Origin of the sequence: Hymenobacter negativus (assembly GCF_017571495.1) — a bacterium.
Taxonomy (GTDB): Bacteria; Bacteroidota; Bacteroidia; order Cytophagales; family Hymenobacteraceae; genus Hymenobacter; species Hymenobacter negativus.
In genome coordinates this window covers 699,154-715,302 of record NZ_JAGETZ010000001.1, presented here as the reverse complement: position 1 = coordinate 715,302, position 16,149 = coordinate 699,154, and the positions used below count along the sequence as shown (strand labels likewise).

Below are 16,149 nucleotides of genomic sequence, written 5' to 3'. Positions count from 1 at the left end.
AACACCTTGGAATACTGCTCCTGCTATTCCCACTCCTGCCAGCGCAACACTTCGCCCACGGCGGGCGCGTGCAGTTCGCCGCGCAGCATGCCACCGGCCGCCACCTTGGTTAGCTCACGTAGGGGCTCGGAAGCAGGCTCGTCGGCCAGAGAGAAGGTGCCGTAGTGCATGGGTACGACGTGGCCGGCGCGCAGCACGTTCACGGCCTTGGCAGCCTCGTGGGGGTTGACGTGGCTTTTGGCCATCATGTATGCTGGCTTGTAGGCCCCGATGGGCATTAGGGCAATGTCGATGGGGCCGAAGCGCTGCTCAATTTGCTCGAAATGGTCGGCGTAGGCGGTGTCGCCGGCGAAGTAGATGAGCTTGTCATGCACCCGCAGCATGAAGCTGCCCCAGAGCACGCGGTTCATATCCAGCAGGCCGCGGCGGTGCCAGTGGGCGGCGGGCAGGTAGGTGATTTCGAGCGGCGAATTGGGGCCGAGGTCGTACTGCTGCCACCAGCCGGCCTCCTGCACGGGCAGGCCGGGCGCCATGCCGCGCAGCAGCGGCCCCATGCGCAGCGACGACAGCACCTGCATCTGTGGGTTGTGCGTAGCGAGCAGCTTGATGGATTGCTCATCCAGATGGTCGCGGTGGCCGTGTGAGAGCAGCAGGTAGTCGATGCTCCGAATGGCCTCGGGTGGGCAGGGGAGGGCGTGGCGGTGGCGTAGCCCCAGCGAGCTAAATAGCACGGGGTCGAAGAGCAGGGAAACGCCAGCGGCCCGTAACAAAAAGCAGGAGTGTCCCAGCCACACCAGCATGTCCTCAGTAGCCGAAAACGCGGCCGTGCAGTCCACCACAGTAGGGGCCCAGGTGTCGGCCTTTTTTTCTTCCTTCTGCGGGTTGGTCGAGAGCTGCCACTTGAGCACGTTGGCGAAGCTGGGCTCAAATAATTCCTCGCCGTTGGCGAATTCCGAGCCGAACAGTTTGTTGCCGGGGTAGCCGGGCTTGATGGTGGGCAGGGTGTCGTTGCGGAGGTAGGAAATGCGTTGGGCCATAAGGCGGAATTTGGAGAATAGCAGCGGCCTAAGAAACGGGCTGGCTGCTCAAGTGTTTTAAATGCCGCGTACGCCAACAGAGCGCGTACCCCGAATTTCCGGTTCGGCCCTTCAGAACCTAAACCATTCAACACAGGCGGAATTGAAAATTCGGGGTACACGCTCTGCCAACCAGCCTTGCCACCAATGAAAAATGCCCCGCCAAAAATTGACAGGGCATTTAAAATCGGCTCAATCGGCGTTGCTAATTCGGCAGCGTCAGGAGGTAGCCGATGGTGAAATTGGCGTCCCAGTCGAACACAAACTGCTTGCAGCCGGTGGCCTCGGCAATCGATTTGTAAATGTTCAGGCCGGCTTTCGACTTGGCGTTGTCGAGCTGGTAGGCGCTGGGCGCGTCGAGCACGGTGTAGCGCTCCTTGCCGTTGCGCACCTTTTTAGCCATCTCAAACGGTACCCCGCCGATGATGAAGCAAGTGGCGCGCAGGTCGGCCGGCACTTGGTTGGCCTTTTCTTTCACTTCGGTGGCCACGGTGGCGTCGGTGGTGCCTTTCTCGAAGTACTTAGCGCCGAAGGTTTCCACTGACTTCGGCTGGTTGCCGTCGAGCCACGAAATCTTGGTGTTGCCCGAGCCGATATCAGCCACGAAAGCGCGGTCGGCAAACGAGGCAGGCAGCACCGAGCGCAGGCCCAGCACGCCTTCCTTCTCGGGCGTCACGGTGTTTACCACGTAGCCCAGGCCTTTCAGTGCTTTCACAATTTTGCCGGTTCCTTCGGCCTTCAGTGCACCGGAACTCACCACGAAGTGAATGTCGCGCCCACCCACACCGAAGTCCAGCATCTGACCGATATAGGCCTTGAGGCCCTTCCGAATGTCGTCGTCCGAGGCCATGTTTTCCATCACCAGGCTGTTGCCGAAATCGGCTTTTTCCAGCTTCCAGGTGCGCTGCGGGTCAATGCGGACAATGAACGAATTGAAGCCGCTGGCTCCCAGCTCTACCACGCCTTTCAGCTTGCCGTTCACCGGCTCGGGGGCGGTGTAGGTGAAGGCCGCTTTGGCGCCTGATGCCGTCGGGGTTTCACCAGTAGGCGGGGTGCTGCTGGTGTCAGCTATCGGGTCGGTGGCCGAGCGGGGCGATTGAGCCGTTTGGGCCAAATCGGGATTGGAGGCCGTGAAGCGGCGAATGCCGAAATACAGCCCGATGAGAATGATGGCTGCAATGATGGCCTTGCTGGCAAAGGTGAGGCGCATAGAAAGAAGAGTGAGTGAGATGAAAGAAGACGCTTATATTGCTGCAATGTTACACGCCGTGCGATGATACAACTGCCTAAATCGAGAAATAACGCCGTCGTGCCGAGCGCAGCCGCAGCGCCTCTACTGCTGTACTAACCCTGCTCAAAAGGATTACTACTGCGATAGAGCTGCTTCGGCTGCGCTTGGCACGCCGGTGTTTTGCGCCAAAGATGCCCTTGGCTAGGTCTTCCGAATCTCGTCCTTTAGGTGTTCGATGAGCTGCACGAACTCCGGCCGGGCCTGAATGCCGTGCTGCCAGGCCAGCCCCATCTCGGCCAGGTTATACTGGTGCTGTTTGCTGATGGTGGCACCCGGCACGCACTGCCCGGCCGCGTCGCGCTCTGGCCCCAGCAGCCACAGCGTATCCGATAGCGCAGTGGTGGTGGCCAGGTCGTGCGAGACGATGACGACGGTGTTCAACTCATCCAGTGTGGTCACTTCCATGATGATTTTCTTCACCTCGTCAATCATCGCAATGTCGAGGCCCGAAAACGGCTCATCCAGAATAATCAGGTGTTCGGAGCAGAGCAATTGCTGGGCAATGGCCGCCCGCTGCCGCTGCCCGCCCGAGAGCATGGCGGGGTACTTGCGCCGGTGCTGGGCCAGGTCGAAGCGCGTCAGAAAATCCTCGGCGCGGGCTTTGGCTTCGGCGGGGGCGTGCTTGCGGCCAGCAGCCACCAGCAGGTTGTCGAGCAGGGTGCGGTGGTTGAAGAGTGGGTAGCGCTGCTGCACGAAACCCACGTCGCCGGGCACCACGGGCCGCTGGGGGTTGGCCACCTGCACAGTGCCGGTGGTGGGTGGCAACAGCCCCGCAATGATGCGGCACAGTACCGACTTTCCGATGCCCGAGCGGCCATAAAATCCCACTACCTGGCCCTGCTGCACGCCCGGCCGCACCACATTCAGCACATCCAGGCTGATATCGCGCAGAATAACCTCGCCCCCAAACTGCATCGAAATGTCGCGTAGCGACAGAATGGGTTCTTGGTAAGTATAATCGGACATTATTTTGCGGTGCTGAGGGTGGAGTAGGGGAAGAACATGCGGCGCAAAAACTCAAATACGTAGTCCTGTACCGCGCCGGTGGCCAGAATGACCAGCTGAATGGCCACCACGCCCGCCAAATGCAGGTATCGGTTCTGTTTGTAGAGCAGCAGGCCGATGCCGCCTTCGGACTGGTAAAGGGTTTCGACGAGCGTAATCATGGTCCAGATGATGGCGAAGTTCTGGCGTACGACTTCGAGCATCTCATCGAGCTTGCCCAGCACCACCACTTCGTAGAAGCTGCGCCACTCGCTCATGCCCAGCGTGCGGGCGTGGTCCATTTCCTCCTGCGTCGTGGTCAGAATTACGCTCGTCATACCCGTTACCAAATACACGGTAGCTCCAAAAACCAGCACCGATAATTTTACTTGGTGCCCTGAACTCACCATCAGGGCCATGAAAAAGGTGAGGCCGGTGAGCGTCAGGTAGCGCATTTTGCTGGCCGCATAGGCAATGGGCCGGAAGAAGGGCAGCGCCGTCAGGTAAGAGATAAGCAGCGCTAGCACCGTGGCAATGGCCAGCGCGCCCAGCGCGGTCGTCAGGCTGGCCCATAATTCCTGAATCAGCCCCTGCGTGGTAACCAGGTCTTTGAAAGAGGCCAGCACTTCCCGCAGCGTTGGGAACAGCTGCAGGGGATAAAACAGCCACAGCAGCAGCAGGAAAAGCACCTGGCACGCCACCATGGTAAGGAATACCGAGGGGCGTGGCTTGGCGTTAGGAACAAATAAGTCTTTTATCATAGCGAAGAGGAAAGAAGGAAAGGAAAGAACGTCATGCTGAGCGCAGCCGAAGCAGCTCTACCGCGAGCGTAAATAGTTGCTACTGCGGTAGAGCTGCTTCGGCTGCGCTCAGCATGACGTTCTGATACGTTGGTTGGGCGATTAGTTGCCCAGCACGATTTCTACGCGGCGGTTCTTGGCCTTGCCGGCGGGCGTGCTGTTGCTGGCTATCGGTTCGGTAGCTCCGTGGGCGTACACCTGAATACGGCCGTCGGGGAAGGCACTGCTACTCTTGCGTTCCAGCCACTGGCGCACAGCCATGGCGCGGTCTTCGCTGAGCTGCTGGTTCACCTGCGGGTCGCCGGAGTTGTCGGTGTGGCCATGCACGGCCACTTTCAGGCTGCCGGCCACCACCAAGTCGTCAAACAACTGGTTCAATTCTTTTTCGGCAGCGGGGGTGAAGGTGCTCTGGGCCGAGTTGAATTCGATGTTCCAGGCGCGCTTGCTCACGTTCTGGCGGATTTCCTCGCCGGCGGCAAACTTCTGGGTTTCGGCTGGGGCCACGTTCTTGCCCTTGTAGCGGGCCTGAATGTTCTTCAGCGGTGTGAGGTCCAGCATCTGGTCGAGCGGCACGTAGCTGGGCAGTTCTTTGGGGTACAGCTTACTCTGCACGTCGCCAAAAGCCTTGTACACCGAGGCGTAGATGTTGGTGCCGCCCTCGTTCAACCCAAACAGGTTCAAGTTATCGCTGAAATTAAATACCTTGCTACCACCCAATTCCACTACTTCGCCGTTGCGGTCGGCCTCGCTCACGCCTTTGTAGTACTTCAGCCAGTAGCCGCCATTTTTGTCCTTGTCGCCATATACAGCGGCCGAAATATCGGCGGCGTGGCTCAGCGCCTCGGGGTGCGATTTGACTTGGTCGCCGGCTACGGCGTGGGCCAGAATAAGGCCTTCTACTTCCTTCTGGTGGGCGTCGTACCAGCGCTTGGTGGTCACCATGATGTTGGGCATCTGGTTAGAATATTCCTTGGTCGATACGATTTTCACCAGGCCACCCTTTTCCTTGGCAATGTTCACGTCGCCGGGCGTCCAGGTGGCCACAGCGTCGGCTACGACGTCAATTTTTACACCGGTGTTTTTGCCGTCCACAATTTTATCGCGGCTTTCCGGCTTGCCCAGAATGTACTTCTCCGCCGCTACCAGAAAGTCGCTGGCCGACATGAAGTTCACGGCCTGCGGGTCGTAGGAGGTTTCGTCGGGGTTCACTTTCAGGCCGTTGTCGGCGCACCATTTCAGGGCAATGTTCTGGTCGCCATCGCGCAGGTAGCAGGCAATGGTTTTGCCCAGGGCCAGTTTGGGGTTATCCAGCCACTCTTTCGGGCCCATCAGCTTGTCTTCGCCAAAGCTTTTGCCCACCGAATACGGGATAATCTGCAGTTGCGTACCGGCCTTTTTTAGCTCTTCCTGCACGGCCGAAAAGCCGGGTAGGCCGTCGCCCATGATGCTCACAATCAGGCCCGGCGTAGCGGGGTTGGATGAAAGGTCGGCCGCGTTTTTTACCAGGTCGGCCTGCATCTTGCTCACGTCGTCCTGACGCACAATCTGCATGTCGATGCCATTGGCGGCCATGGCCGAGCCGGTGGTGGTGCGCGGGCCGCCGTTAGCCAACATACCAGCCATCTGGCTGTTCCAGGCCATTACTTCCCACACGATGGGTGTGCCTTTTTCGGCCGGGGTGCTGCCAGGCAGTGCGGCCAGAGGTACCACGGTATTCACGCCGTTGCCGCTGCTGGCTGCCGGCAACTCAATCGAATTGAGCAGCACCGACTCCGTCGCGGCTTTCTTAAACAGCAGGTTGCTGGACGTAAGCTTGTTGATGCCAAAATATAATCCGACAAGGATGATAATGGCAATGAGGACTTTACCGCGTGTGGTCATTTAGGGAAAATGTGAGAATGTGCTGAATGTGGGAAGTATGAGAAGCAAAGAGATATGCGGAGTATGAAAGATGTGAGAATGCGTACGCGCAAATCATCACATCTTTCATACTCCGCACACTTTCACATTCCCTTAATCAAGGAGCTTGCCGTAGGCATCGTCTGTGGCTTGGCGCGTGGCGGCCACATTCATGCGTACGGGGGCCTCATTGTCCATAATGGCGTTGAATTCGCCCTTCTGGTATTTGTCGAGCAGGCGCTGGCCTTTCTCGCTCATCACGCCGTTCTGGATGTCCATCTCCTTCACGAATTCCTGCGAGTAGCGCATGGCCTGCTTGATTTGGCCCAATTGCTGGGCCATGTCCTGGGCCACGCGGTCAGTGGCCAGGTCGAAGAAGTACTTCTTGTCGGGGTCGCCGCGCAGGATGTTCATCGCGGCGCGCATGCCCGAGCTGGTGCGTTTTACCAGCGTGTACTCGTCCTTCAACAGGTTGACTTTGAACTTGCTGTTGTCAATCTGGCGCAGCGCGGCTTTCAGAATCTGGCGCATCACCAGGCTCACGTTGGCCGTGGTAGTGGCCATGGGCTGCAGGCGGCGGTTGTAGTCTTCGAGCTGGGCGGCGCGGCTGGCGTAGCTATCGGCGCTGTCCTTTTCGCCTTGGCGCAGGGCCGAATCAGCCAGCGCCAGATATTCCTGCATCTGGGTGCGGTTGGCGTCCATCTTGCGCTTCACCAGCTCATTGGCTCCCTCAATGTGGCCCACTTCCTCCTCCATGTTGCGCGCCTCCTTCTCGGTGTTGCGGATGTAGTCTTCCATGATGCCGATGGGGTCGGTGTTCACGAAAAGACTGGCTGCCGTCCGAAAAATGCGCTGCCCCATGTACCACAATCCAGTCTGAATCCGCTTATTCGTAGCCAGCAGAAACAGCACGAACAGCACTCCCAGGCCAATGCCCAGCTTCACTGTATCAAATACAATATCAATGAGGTAGGGCAGAATCTGGCCCCAGTAGTACACGCCCATGCCGGCGAGCACAGCTACGAAAACCCAGGCGGCTACTTTCTCGGGTTTTTGCCAGGAGGGCAGGCCATCGGCGGGCGAAGGCGGGCCAAGCAAAGGAGTATTCATTAAGCGTAAAGAAAGAAATGGAAAGGAGCTGGCTTAAGCCAGCCGTACTACTTATTTAGCCGTGGCATTCAAAAAGGACTCCGCGGCCTTGCGGTGGGCCTGCAAATCGGCCAACGCCGCCGAGTTGGCCAATTCGTACGATGCCAGCGCCGCCTGTGTTTTCTGCCGCTCTTCGGTTAGCTGCTGCTGCACCTGCTGGAGCTGCTGCTGCTTGGCCTGAATCTGACGGGAGAGCTCGGCCAACTCGGCGGCCAGCTTTTTTTCCTGGGCCGTGAGCTGCACCACGGGGCCGGGGGCCCCGCCCGGCGCATTGGCCTCGCCCATTTTTTCACGGTGGCGGGTCAGCACCTTTTCGCGGTCGGCGGCCAGGGCCTGCTCAAACTGGGCCGCCGAAGCTAGCAGGGCCGGCACCGTCCCACCATTCACCGCCGAAAAAGCGTTGTAGGCTGTTTGATAAAGCATGGGGCCACTCAGGCCAGCGGCGGCCATGCTCTTCACCATTTTCATATAGGCCCCGAAATCCTTACCATCGCCGGCCAGCAGGCCCGCAATGTGGTCGAGGTGGCGCTGCTCGGCCTGCCCTACAGCGGGTACTGCAATGGGGCCAGGAGCGCCCGCTGTGACTGGCGCCGCCGGCTGTGCCGACGCGCCAAACTGGGTGGTGGGCGGCGTGGCAGGCGCCGGAGCACCTTCCTGTGGCTCGATAAAAAAATCTTTAGCAGCGTTCGTTAGCTTATCGAAAATCTCCATGATGGGAATAGAAAAGGAAGTGAAGCAAAGCGATGGTTGAAATGCCCAGTCCGGGCAGGACTAATGGGTATTTACGGTGTAAGAACCGCTTTCAGCTATTCAAAGGTAAATATATTAGGCAATCAAGCGCCGAGAATGGTAGGGCCAAAAAAAGCCCCGGCGGGCCGGCTCGCAGGCATGCGATACCGGCCGCCGGGGCCATCTTCAGCTAACGCCAAAAATTAGTTGGACGCCTGGCTAGCGAGCCAAGCTTCGCGCAGGGTTTTTTGGGCCGGCGACAGCACCATGCGCTCCACCGCTTCCACAGGCTTCACGCCCACGTTGGGGTCTTCGGCTAGGATGAGCTGGGTAGTGCGCTCCACCCCGCCGCGGGTTTTCACTTTCACGAATACCACGTCGCTGGGCGAGTGCTTGTGCAGCACACCGTCGAGGTCGCCGGCGCTTTTCAGCTCCTGGCCGTCGAGTACTACCAACTGGTCGCCGCGGTCGATGCCAGCCTTGTACAGGCCCGAGCCAATCTGGGTGTTGTTGGCCACCAAGCAGCGGCCCTCTTCGTCAAATTCTACCTGGTTTGATAGCGCGGCGCCTAGGGCTCGCGTCGGAATTACGGCTAGGCCGGCCACCAGCAGGTTTTCGCTGAAGCGCGGCTGCTCGCGGCCGTACACATACTGTCGGAAAAAGCGGCTGGCAAATACCGTGTCCTTACTCACCTCGCCCAGCACGCGCTGCAAATCGCGGGTGGTGTAAGGCGCGGTAGGCGCGTAGACGCTCTGCTTCTTGCCGTATTGCAGCCACAGGGCCTGCATGAACTTGTCGAGCGAAGAGCGGTGGTGCTGGCGCAGCTGCAAATCGAGCACCAGGGCAATGCCGGCGCCCTGGTCGTAATACGACAAGTTGGTGTTCACCAGGTTGATAGGAGCACCGTTGCCCGCACGGTCGGTGAAGGCGGCCTGGCGGCTCATGTCAATGGCCGACGCGTAGCGGGCGCCGGGGCTGTTCTGGCGTAGGTTCACCCAGCGGCTGATATCATCAAAAAACTCCTCGTCCTCAATCAGCTTGGCCCGGCGCAGGGCCAGGCGGCCGTAATACTGCGTGAAGCCTTCGGCAAACCAGAGGTTATCACTCATGTTCACCCGCTGAAAGTCGAAGGGCTCCAGGTCTTTCGGACGCAGGCGCTCCACGTTCCAGGCATGGAAAAATTCGTGTGCTACGGTGCCCAGGTTACGGGTTTCGTCCTCGTCCTTCAGCGGGCGTGGGCTAGTGAGCGAGGTCGAGTTTCGGTGCTCCATGCCATCGCCGGAAGCTTGGCTCAGGTAATCGGCAATGAATGTGTAGCGCCCAAAATCAAAAACGGGCATTTCGCCAAACACGGCCTTCTCCTCTTTCACCACCTTCTGAATTTTCTTGGCATAACCGTCCAGCTCCGCGTTCGAGCCGAGGTAGAGCGCAGCCAGCTCAATGGTCTGGTCGCCTTCCTGCCAGCTCCGTACCTGCTGTGCGCCCAGGGAAATGGGGCTGTCCATCAGGTACTGCATGTTGGGGGCCGTGAAGATATTCTTCTCGGCACCGGGGCGTAGCTGCGTCGCTACTTTCCAGGTAGCAGGCAACTCAAATTTGACTTCGGCCGCACGGCCTTCCAGGCCGGTGGCATAGCACATTGCGGCCGGCGCGTTGAGATGGGCGTGCTGCTGGTCGATGCCCACGTAAGTGCCATCGGTCTGGTCGCCGTAGAGCGTGTAGCTGAAAATAACGGTGCCATCGGCGGCTGGCGTCACGTCCCAGCCATAGGGGTCGGGGCGGTCCAGCTGCAAGGGATGGTTGCTGCCGTCAGTAGCCACCACGTAGTACACGTTTTTGGAAAAGTCGTGCAGCGAGTAGCGTCCCGGCGAGCTGCGCGCCATGCGTACATGCAGCGGTCCGGCAGGCACGCCTGAGAACGTGGCCGTCACCTTGGCTTCGTGGTGCACGGCGTTGGGGAAGGCAAAGGTGTAACGCACGGCCGGGCCCGTATCGGGCTTGGGTGGAGCGGGAGCCTTGGCGGCTGGCGCTGGCACTGGCAGCACAGGAGCATCAGCCGGTACGACCGATGGGGCAGGAGCAGGCGCGGGCACTTTACTCATCGGAGCCGGTTTTACGGGGGCTGCGGCCTTGGCTGGCACCACTGCCTGAGCCGGTGCGGGCTTCCCCGGAATTGGCTTTGCGGGAGCGGGCTTAATAGGAGCTGGAGTTTTGGCCCAGGGCTTGGCTGGAGCTTTCACCAAGGGCTTAGCTGGAGCTTTGACCCAAGGCTTAGCAGGAGCCTTTACCAGCGGTTTAGCTTTAACGGGTGCCTTGGCTTTAGCAGGAGCTGGAGGAGCTGTTTGAGCTTGAGCCTCCAACGCACCTAAGCTCAGGGCTAATAATATAGTACTAGCGTGCTTCATGGACAGAAATAATAGGAAAACAAGGAATGGCGCAATGATGTCGAGCAGGGACTAAGTGCAAAGTTGCGGAAAATTTACAATAGAATAAGCTGCAATATACTCTTAATGGCTCTTGGTAATGATAAAATTATGTTTTAACTACGTAAGACAGTGTTATTAAATATCAAGGGAGGTGCTCAGCTGCCATATTCGTGAAAAACAATACCTTCCACCGCTCCCCAAAAGAAATAGCGGCGCTGGCCTGGCCTCATCCCTATCCGGGCCAGCGCGGGGTGTAGTCGAGGTAATTCCCGCGCCCGCAGCCCGGTAGTGAGGCGAAAAAAGAAATACATTGCCAAGAGCAGCAAGTAGCGCCAGCCCCGGCGGGCAGGTCTGAAATCGGCCAGCAGCCAAGGCGCGCCCGGGCGCAGCGCAGCGCGCAGTCGGGCCAGGGCCCCAGTGATTTCTGCTGCTGCAATGCAGTCGAGCACAAAAAAGGTGATTACTACGTCGAACTTTTCGCCTGGTAGCAGCGCGTCTTGCGTACCGTGGCGGAAATCGACCTGGTCCATGGCGGTTGGGATTTCGCGGGCCAACCGGGCGCGGGACCGGGCCAGCATCCGGGGCGAGGCTTCGAGGTAGAGCACCGTGGCCGCTGGGCGGCGGCGCAATACCTCCGTCAGTACCCAGCCCGTGCCGCCACCCAGGATGAGTACGTGCGGGGCCCTATCCGGCAAGCCTGCCAACGCTGCCCGCTGGGCATTTCGCAGTGCTGGGCCGAAGACGAGACCAGCCAGCACATCGTAACACCAAGCCACCCGGTCGTAGCCAACGAGTGATTCCGGGGATTCGCGGGTAAAAAAAGAGGTGTTATTAGCTTCTGACATGCAAAAAACAGCGAAAAACAAAAAAAAATGGCGCGACAAGTCGCTGAAAAACAATTGGCGGTAGCTTTCAGCGTCGAATTTGGCAGAAAAATTTGGGAGCTGGGTTTGCGTCGCTACAATTCAAAGCGCTATCTTTGCAGCATCAAAAGGCCGCTCCTCCTCACGAATGAGCGGCTTTTTAGCCCAGCATGCGCTTGTGGCGAAATTGGTAGACGCGCTGTCTTCAGGCGGCAGTTCCGCAAGGTGTGAGAGTTCGAGTCTCTCCGAGCGCACGTAAACAAAAAGCCGGTCCACATGGACCGGCTTTTTTCGTTTTGCGTAGTTGAGTTACTTGTTCGCTAAGTCGCCTGTTGGCTGCTGTGTGCCTATGAATCGCCTTACCTCCCGTTTGCTGGCGTTTGCTGGCCTGCTTACCATCGAAGTTGGCTTCGGCATTGTACTGTTTGTGGTGGCATTTGCCATGTTTTTCTACATGGCGCGCGTGGTTTTTGTGCATCATTCGATGGCGTTTGACAGCTGGGCCACGGGCGTAGTCAACGGGTGGCAGCACGCACAACCATGGCTCGACTGGCCTGCCGATTTTGTGACTTTCTTCGGGTCGCTTTTCTTCTTGCTGCCGGCTAGCATTATTGCGCCGCTGTGGCTGCGCCACGCCGGGCATCGGCGTGAGGCCCTGGAATTTGTGTTCACCATGCTGGGCAGTGTCCTGCTAAACCAGCTATTGAAAGTATACTTCAACCGCCCCCGACCTGCCAACAAGCTATTGCATACCTGGGGGTTAAGTTTTCCGAGCGGACACGCTATGCTGGGGCTCACGTTCTACGGCTGCTTAGCCTGGCTGCTGGCGCGGCATTTCGGCCGGCCCGGCTGGGTGCTGCCGCTGCTGCTGTGGTCGGGACTCATCGGCCTCACGCGGATATACCTGCACGCCCACTATGCCACCGACGTAGTAGCGGGTTTTGCTGGCGGGGCCGCCTGGCTGGTTGCCATGCGTGCAGGCCTCCACCTCCTCTGGAAAGAAGAAAAGGCCGTGTTGGAAGAAGGAGCGCCGAACGAATAGGTGAATAAACCGCAGCTGTCATCCTGAGCAAAGCGAGGGATGACAGCGATTCTCACGTGAGGCACCTCTGCTCCGCCCGGCATGACAGGCTGGGCGCTTCTACAACTGCACCTGTACCCGCAAGGCCAACAGCCCTTTCACTCCCTGTAGTTCTTCGAGTTCCAGCTCCTCCACGCCGGGCATGAGTAGGCCGCGGTCCTGTAAGTAGTCGATGTACTCGTAATATTCCACGGCTTCGCGGCTTTGGGCATACACCAGCGCGATGGTTCCGGGCTGGGTAAGGCGCTCGCCGGTGCCTAGCACGGTGGCTTTGTCAATGCGCTTCTTGATGATTTCGTAGCGAATGTTGTAGGCGCCATCTACATCAAACTGGCGCTCATCCTGCCGGAAACGGATGCTCAGCGGCTGGCCGTGAATGAGGATGAGCTGGGTCGTATCGAGCGGAACGGGCAGCGTAGCCTTCAGTGCAGCGGTGCGACGCGTGATTTCTACCATGGTCAGCAACTGCCAGAGACGCAGGTTTTTTAAGAAAACCAAGTCGAAGGGCTTATCCTCGACCAGCGTGCTACCCACATAAATGTTGAACTCCACGCCATCGGTTTTATAGCGTTGGAAGTAGTGTGGAAACATCTGCTGGGCCTTTTCCTCCTCCTCGTCGAGGTAGTCGCTCACGGCATCGTTCAGCGTGGTTACGCTGGTTTCGAAGTCCTGGCGGCGCTTGTAGAGGATGCCCAGCCGAGGGTCGATGTTGTCCCAGTAATTGGTGATGACTGGGCGTAAATCGGGTGTGTGCGTCGCCAGATACTCGAACAGGGGCTCTACTTCGCGCTTCAGCGAATCGTAGATGTTGGCTTCGTCGCCGGAAAGCAGGCCATCGCGCAGCCGTTTCAGGTGCTTGGTTACGTAAAATTTTAGCTCGTCCAGAATGGGCAACTGCTGGTATTCCGAAGCCTTTTTCAACACCTTGTTGGCCAGCGTGAGGTGCTCAATCAGGTCACCCTGAATGGCCTCGTTGCGCACCGTGCTGCTACCCCGAATGTCGCAGGAGCCGTGCAAAGGGTACACTTCTTCAAACACGATGGGTTCCATCTCGGCGGTGCGGTTGCCATCGTCTAGCTTGGTGAGCAGGTTACGGGCTGCATCGGCAAAGCGCCATTCCATAGTGGGGTGAATGGCCGTAAATTTCTGCTGGATAATGGCTTGCACCCGCGTTTGCAGGTCTTCCGCATTGCGCTTCACCGCTACGGCAAACAGTGGTACGAACTGCGCCACCTTGTCCATATCAAACTCATCGAGCCCGTTCACGGTAGGGCAGCCCAGTTCCAGCAGGCCCACGGTATCGTTGCCATAAGGCAGCAGCGCCAAAATGGCTGAGTGAATGCCGAGGCTGAGAATCTGCTGGCGCAGGTCCTCCGGGATGTCGGCCGTGGCTACGTCCTTTAGCACTAAGGGCTCGCGCTCGCGAAGCAGGCGGTCGTATATCAGCCGGAAGCTGCCATTGGCCGACTGGTGCTGCACCTGCTTGGTGATGAAGCTGTGGTTGATTTTGCGGCCAAAATCCACAAAGGCCCGCTTTTTCTCATCATACGCCGCAATACCCAACTGCAGGGCCGGCTGCGCAAACAGCACCCGCAGCTTTTCCTGAATCTGCTCAAACCGGGCGGGCGTTTGGAGCACATCGCGCTCCAATAGGTCGTATTTCAGCTCCGACAGGATTTCCTGGTCGGTCACGTCCACCAACTGCAACACATTGAATCCTTCAAGCTCAAAATGCTCGGCTGGCAGCAAAGCCTGCCACACTTCCAGCCGGTGGCGGTTGTGCAGCAGCAGGTCCAGCTGCTCGGCGTTCAGCGTTGGTGGTTCACCCACCACTTTCACCGTCACAAAATCAGAGTTGAAATCCAGTCCATAATGCCGGTAAAGGCCGATTTTATAATCGGGAACCGTAAACACAATCGTACCCTGGGAAGGCAGCTCCGTGTTGTACACCCGCTGCAACACCAGTTGGTAAGCCATCAGGCTCAGGCGCCGCTCCATGGCCGCCAGGTCCACATTCAACGGTTGCTTGATGATGCGGTCCTTGTTGAGCATCACATCCTCGAAATGCTGCGTCGAATAGAAGCTGCGCCGCTGAAACGGGCCAATGACCCCAATAATGTCGTTGGCAAACGACGCCGGTGGAAAAACCGCCAGCATCAGGGTTTCCACCAAGTCGCAGTTGCATTCCAGTACCGAGTAATCGGTGATAGGACCCCGGCACCAGGCGGCGGCGGCTACCTGCTCGCCGATGGCGCGCGCCAGCAGAGCTACCCCGGCATTGGTCGCGTTTTCGCGGGCGTGCCAGTAGGCAATGAGCGGCTCCAGGCTGAGCGTGGAGCGAAAGGGAAAAACCGAAGCCAGGGCTGGGGCTACCGGCACTAAAAGAGGAGTGGAGGCGGGCATAAGACGAAAACACGGTGGCCCGGCCAATCGTTGCAGCGCGGTGTAGGCTATACGGTGTGCGCTACCGACCCGGTTATTTTGGAATGGTCAGGACAGAATTCTGCTGGAGGTCCGTTAGCTGACCGTTTAGGTAAACACCTTTGGCAGTGTTGTGATAACAGGTGCAGCAACCGGAGCCGTCGTAGCTGCCCTTAAGCAGTACGCTATCGATAACCAGAGCATTGGTGAGTATAGGCCTACTGTTTTGTTGGTCCTTGAGGTATTGTATCACGTAGCGGTACTGGCTGAGCCGGGCGGACCCATTTCGCGTGAAAGGTGCGGTATTACTTAACTCGATGGATTCACCTGTGCGTGGTAGCGTCACCGATTCCGGGACAGTAAGACTAGTGAACTTCTTTGGAAAGCGCTTAATGATGATGGTGTCGAGTTCGGTAGCTGAAAACCCGTTGATTCCAGATGGGTCAGGCGTTAAGCGCAACTTAATAGAATCCTCCTGCTCATCATTGCAGTTGCACACGTTATTGGCGCAGCAGCCACTCAGCAACATGCCCATGAATAACGTAATAAGCCGAAGAGAGGAAGTTGATGCCATGTCGTGCCAAAGATAAGGCCCGTAGCACCCACCGCCCAGCCGGGAAGTGAGGCGCTACGGGCCTTGTTCAACGTTAATAGCTCTGGTAAAATTGAATCAGATAAAAATAAAAAATAACCTAGCGGTTTTCCTTCACCGAAGACGAAGCGGGCAATGTGGGGTTTTCCACCGTGCCGCCGGCCATCAGCAGGGGACGTAGGCGGGCGGTAGCCGTATCAAGCTGCGGGCGAATCTGGGCCATAGCTCCGCGCAGGGCAATGATGTCGGCCAAGCGGGGGGCAGCAGTTTGCGAGTAGCCGTGGTACATGGCCACTTTCACTTCAGAGTTGCCCGTGCCGGCATAGGAACCCAGCAGGTTGCCGGCGGCGTCGCTCACCTGCACTTCGGCTTGCAGGGTAGTCTTATACCACTCCAGCGGAATGCCCAGCACGGCGGGTACCATGAAAGTGAGCACCTGCAAGCCCTGCACAGCACGGCCGGTACGCAGGGTCTTTACCTTTTTTACCACCAGTTTGGCGTAGCCGTAGGTAGCGGTATCGGTGGGTTCGGTCAGGTTGACGCGGCACTCTTGTTGAAACAGCTTGAGCGGGTCCTCGGGGAGGGCACCGTCGTTCATTGCCAGGGGGCCTTGGTCGGCCAGTACTTCGAGTGCAGGCAGACGTTTGGAGATGGAGGCTGTGGGCGTGCTCCGCATCTGGTTTTTAACCGAAACACAGGCAGGTGCCAGCAACAGGGTAGGGGCCAGGGCCAGCAGCGCAAAAGGGCGGACTAGTTTCATAGTAGTAAGGTAGAAAGTTAATATTATTAAAGGGGAATATTAAATTGTGATGACCTCACGAAACATAGTGGAACCTGC

At 58.2% G+C, this 16,149-nt stretch carries 13 protein-coding genes and 1 tRNA gene; 2 read left to right on the top strand and 12 right to left on the bottom strand.

Annotated features, from left to right (window positions below; genetic code table 11):
* Nucleotides 1-23: 23 nt before the first annotated feature.
* From J4E00_RS03155 to J4E00_RS03115, 9 genes are all read right to left on the bottom strand, one after another.
* Nucleotides 24-1,037: an MBL fold metallo-hydrolase gene (locus tag J4E00_RS03155; RefSeq protein WP_208173548.1), complete on the bottom strand. Its 1,014-nt coding sequence runs from the start codon at nucleotides 1,035-1,037 to the stop codon at nucleotides 24-26.
* A 244-nt stretch (nucleotides 1,038-1,281) separates the two neighbouring features.
* The gene (locus J4E00_RS03150; protein ID WP_208173547.1) at nucleotides 1,282-2,286 is read right to left on the bottom strand and encodes a hypothetical protein; all 1,005 of its coding nucleotides are present in this window, start codon (nucleotides 2,284-2,286) and stop codon (nucleotides 1,282-1,284) included.
* Between the two features lie 222 nt (nucleotides 2,287-2,508).
* Nucleotides 2,509-3,333 carry an ATP-binding cassette domain-containing protein gene (locus J4E00_RS03145; protein ID WP_208173546.1) on the bottom strand — a complete coding sequence of 275 codons (825 nt, stop codon included), beginning with the start codon at nucleotides 3,331-3,333 and terminating at the stop codon, nucleotides 2,509-2,511.
* On the bottom strand, nucleotides 3,333-4,112 hold the full coding sequence (locus J4E00_RS03140) for an ABC transporter permease (protein ID WP_208173545.1): 780 nt from the start codon (nucleotides 4,110-4,112) through the stop codon (nucleotides 3,333-3,335). The genes J4E00_RS03145 and J4E00_RS03140 overlap by 1 nt, the downstream gene beginning before the upstream one ends.
* A gap of 141 nt (nucleotides 4,113-4,253) precedes the next feature.
* Nucleotides 4,254-6,032 carry an OmpA family protein gene (locus J4E00_RS03135; protein WP_208173544.1) on the bottom strand — a complete coding sequence of 593 codons (1,779 nt, stop codon included), beginning with the start codon at nucleotides 6,030-6,032 and terminating at the stop codon, nucleotides 4,254-4,256.
* Between the two features lie 132 nt (nucleotides 6,033-6,164).
* The gene (locus J4E00_RS03130; protein ID WP_208173543.1) at nucleotides 6,165-7,160 is read right to left on the bottom strand and encodes a PspA/IM30 family protein; all 996 of its coding nucleotides are present in this window, start codon (nucleotides 7,158-7,160) and stop codon (nucleotides 6,165-6,167) included.
* Between the two features lie 51 nt (nucleotides 7,161-7,211).
* The gene (locus tag J4E00_RS03125; RefSeq protein ID WP_208173542.1) at nucleotides 7,212-7,910 is read right to left on the bottom strand and encodes a hypothetical protein; all 699 of its coding nucleotides are present in this window, start codon (nucleotides 7,908-7,910) and stop codon (nucleotides 7,212-7,214) included.
* Nucleotides 7,911-8,131: 221 nt separating this feature from the next.
* Entirely contained in the window at nucleotides 8,132-10,030 is a 1,899-nt protein-coding gene (locus J4E00_RS03120) for a M61 family metallopeptidase (protein ID WP_208173541.1), read from the bottom strand.
* Nucleotides 10,031-10,509: 479 nt separating this feature from the next.
* On the bottom strand, nucleotides 10,510-11,199 hold the full coding sequence (locus J4E00_RS03115) for a class I SAM-dependent methyltransferase (protein WP_208173540.1): 690 nt from the start codon (nucleotides 11,197-11,199) through the stop codon (nucleotides 10,510-10,512).
* A gap of 190 nt (nucleotides 11,200-11,389) precedes the next feature.
* Here J4E00_RS03115 and J4E00_RS03110 point away from each other — a divergent pair.
* Together J4E00_RS03110 and J4E00_RS03105 are read left to right on the top strand one after the other, a co-directional pair.
* Nucleotides 11,390-11,471 (top strand) — tRNA-Leu (locus tag J4E00_RS03110).
* A gap of 95 nt (nucleotides 11,472-11,566) precedes the next feature.
* Complete coding sequence (locus tag J4E00_RS03105; RefSeq protein ID WP_208173539.1) at nucleotides 11,567-12,259, top strand: phosphatase PAP2 family protein; 693 nt, start codon at nucleotides 11,567-11,569, stop codon at nucleotides 12,257-12,259.
* Nucleotides 12,260-12,358: 99 nt separating this feature from the next.
* Here the strand turns inward: J4E00_RS03105 and J4E00_RS03100 are convergent, their stop codons facing one another.
* The 3 genes from J4E00_RS03100 to J4E00_RS03090 all read right to left on the bottom strand — a co-directional run bounded on the left by J4E00_RS03100 (nucleotide 12,359) and on the right by J4E00_RS03090 (nucleotide 16,071).
* Complete coding sequence (locus J4E00_RS03100; RefSeq protein WP_208173538.1) at nucleotides 12,359-14,701, bottom strand: GAF domain-containing protein; 2,343 nt, start codon at nucleotides 14,699-14,701, stop codon at nucleotides 12,359-12,361.
* Between the two features lie 73 nt (nucleotides 14,702-14,774).
* The gene (locus J4E00_RS03095) at nucleotides 14,775-15,293 is read right to left on the bottom strand and encodes a hypothetical protein (RefSeq protein ID WP_208173537.1); all 519 of its coding nucleotides are present in this window, start codon (nucleotides 15,291-15,293) and stop codon (nucleotides 14,775-14,777) included.
* Nucleotides 15,294-15,411: 118 nt separating this feature from the next.
* A complete protein-coding gene (locus tag J4E00_RS03090) occupies nucleotides 15,412-16,071 on the bottom strand; it encodes a hypothetical protein (protein ID WP_208173536.1) in 660 nt (219 codons plus the stop codon).
* Nucleotides 16,072-16,149 lie beyond the last annotated feature (78 nt).

Excerpts from the sequence above, each read along its gene's own strand:
- J4E00_RS03155 (WP_208173548.1), bottom strand. The coding sequence starts at position 1,037 with ATGGCCCAACGCATTTCCTACCTCCGCAACGACACCCTGCCCACCATC.
- J4E00_RS03150 (WP_208173547.1), bottom strand. The coding sequence starts at position 2,286 with ATGCGCCTCACCTTTGCCAGCAAGGCCATCATTGCAGCCATCATTCTC.
- J4E00_RS03145 (WP_208173546.1), bottom strand. The coding sequence starts at position 3,333 with ATGTCCGATTATACTTACCAAGAACCCATTCTGTCGCTACGCGACATT.
- J4E00_RS03140 (WP_208173545.1), bottom strand. The coding sequence starts at position 4,112 with ATGATAAAAGACTTATTTGTTCCTAACGCCAAGCCACGCCCCTCGGTA.
- J4E00_RS03135 (WP_208173544.1), bottom strand. The coding sequence starts at position 6,032 with ATGACCACACGCGGTAAAGTCCTCATTGCCATTATCATCCTTGTCGGA.
- J4E00_RS03130 (WP_208173543.1), bottom strand. The coding sequence starts at position 7,160 with ATGAATACTCCTTTGCTTGGCCCGCCTTCGCCCGCCGATGGCCTGCCC.
- J4E00_RS03125 (WP_208173542.1), bottom strand. The coding sequence starts at position 7,910 with ATGGAGATTTTCGATAAGCTAACGAACGCTGCTAAAGATTTTTTTATC.
- J4E00_RS03120 (WP_208173541.1), bottom strand. The coding sequence starts at position 10,030 with ATGAGTAAAGTGCCCGCGCCTGCTCCTGCCCCATCGGTCGTACCGGCT.
- J4E00_RS03115 (WP_208173540.1), bottom strand. The coding sequence starts at position 11,199 with ATGTCAGAAGCTAATAACACCTCTTTTTTTACCCGCGAATCCCCGGAA.
- J4E00_RS03105 (WP_208173539.1), top strand. The coding sequence starts at position 11,567 with ATGAATCGCCTTACCTCCCGTTTGCTGGCGTTTGCTGGCCTGCTTACC.
- J4E00_RS03100 (WP_208173538.1), bottom strand. The coding sequence starts at position 14,701 with ATGCCCGCCTCCACTCCTCTTTTAGTGCCGGTAGCCCCAGCCCTGGCT.
- J4E00_RS03095 (WP_208173537.1), bottom strand. The coding sequence starts at position 15,293 with ATGGCATCAACTTCCTCTCTTCGGCTTATTACGTTATTCATGGGCATG.
- J4E00_RS03090 (WP_208173536.1), bottom strand. The coding sequence starts at position 16,071 with ATGAAACTAGTCCGCCCTTTTGCGCTGCTGGCCCTGGCCCCTACCCTG.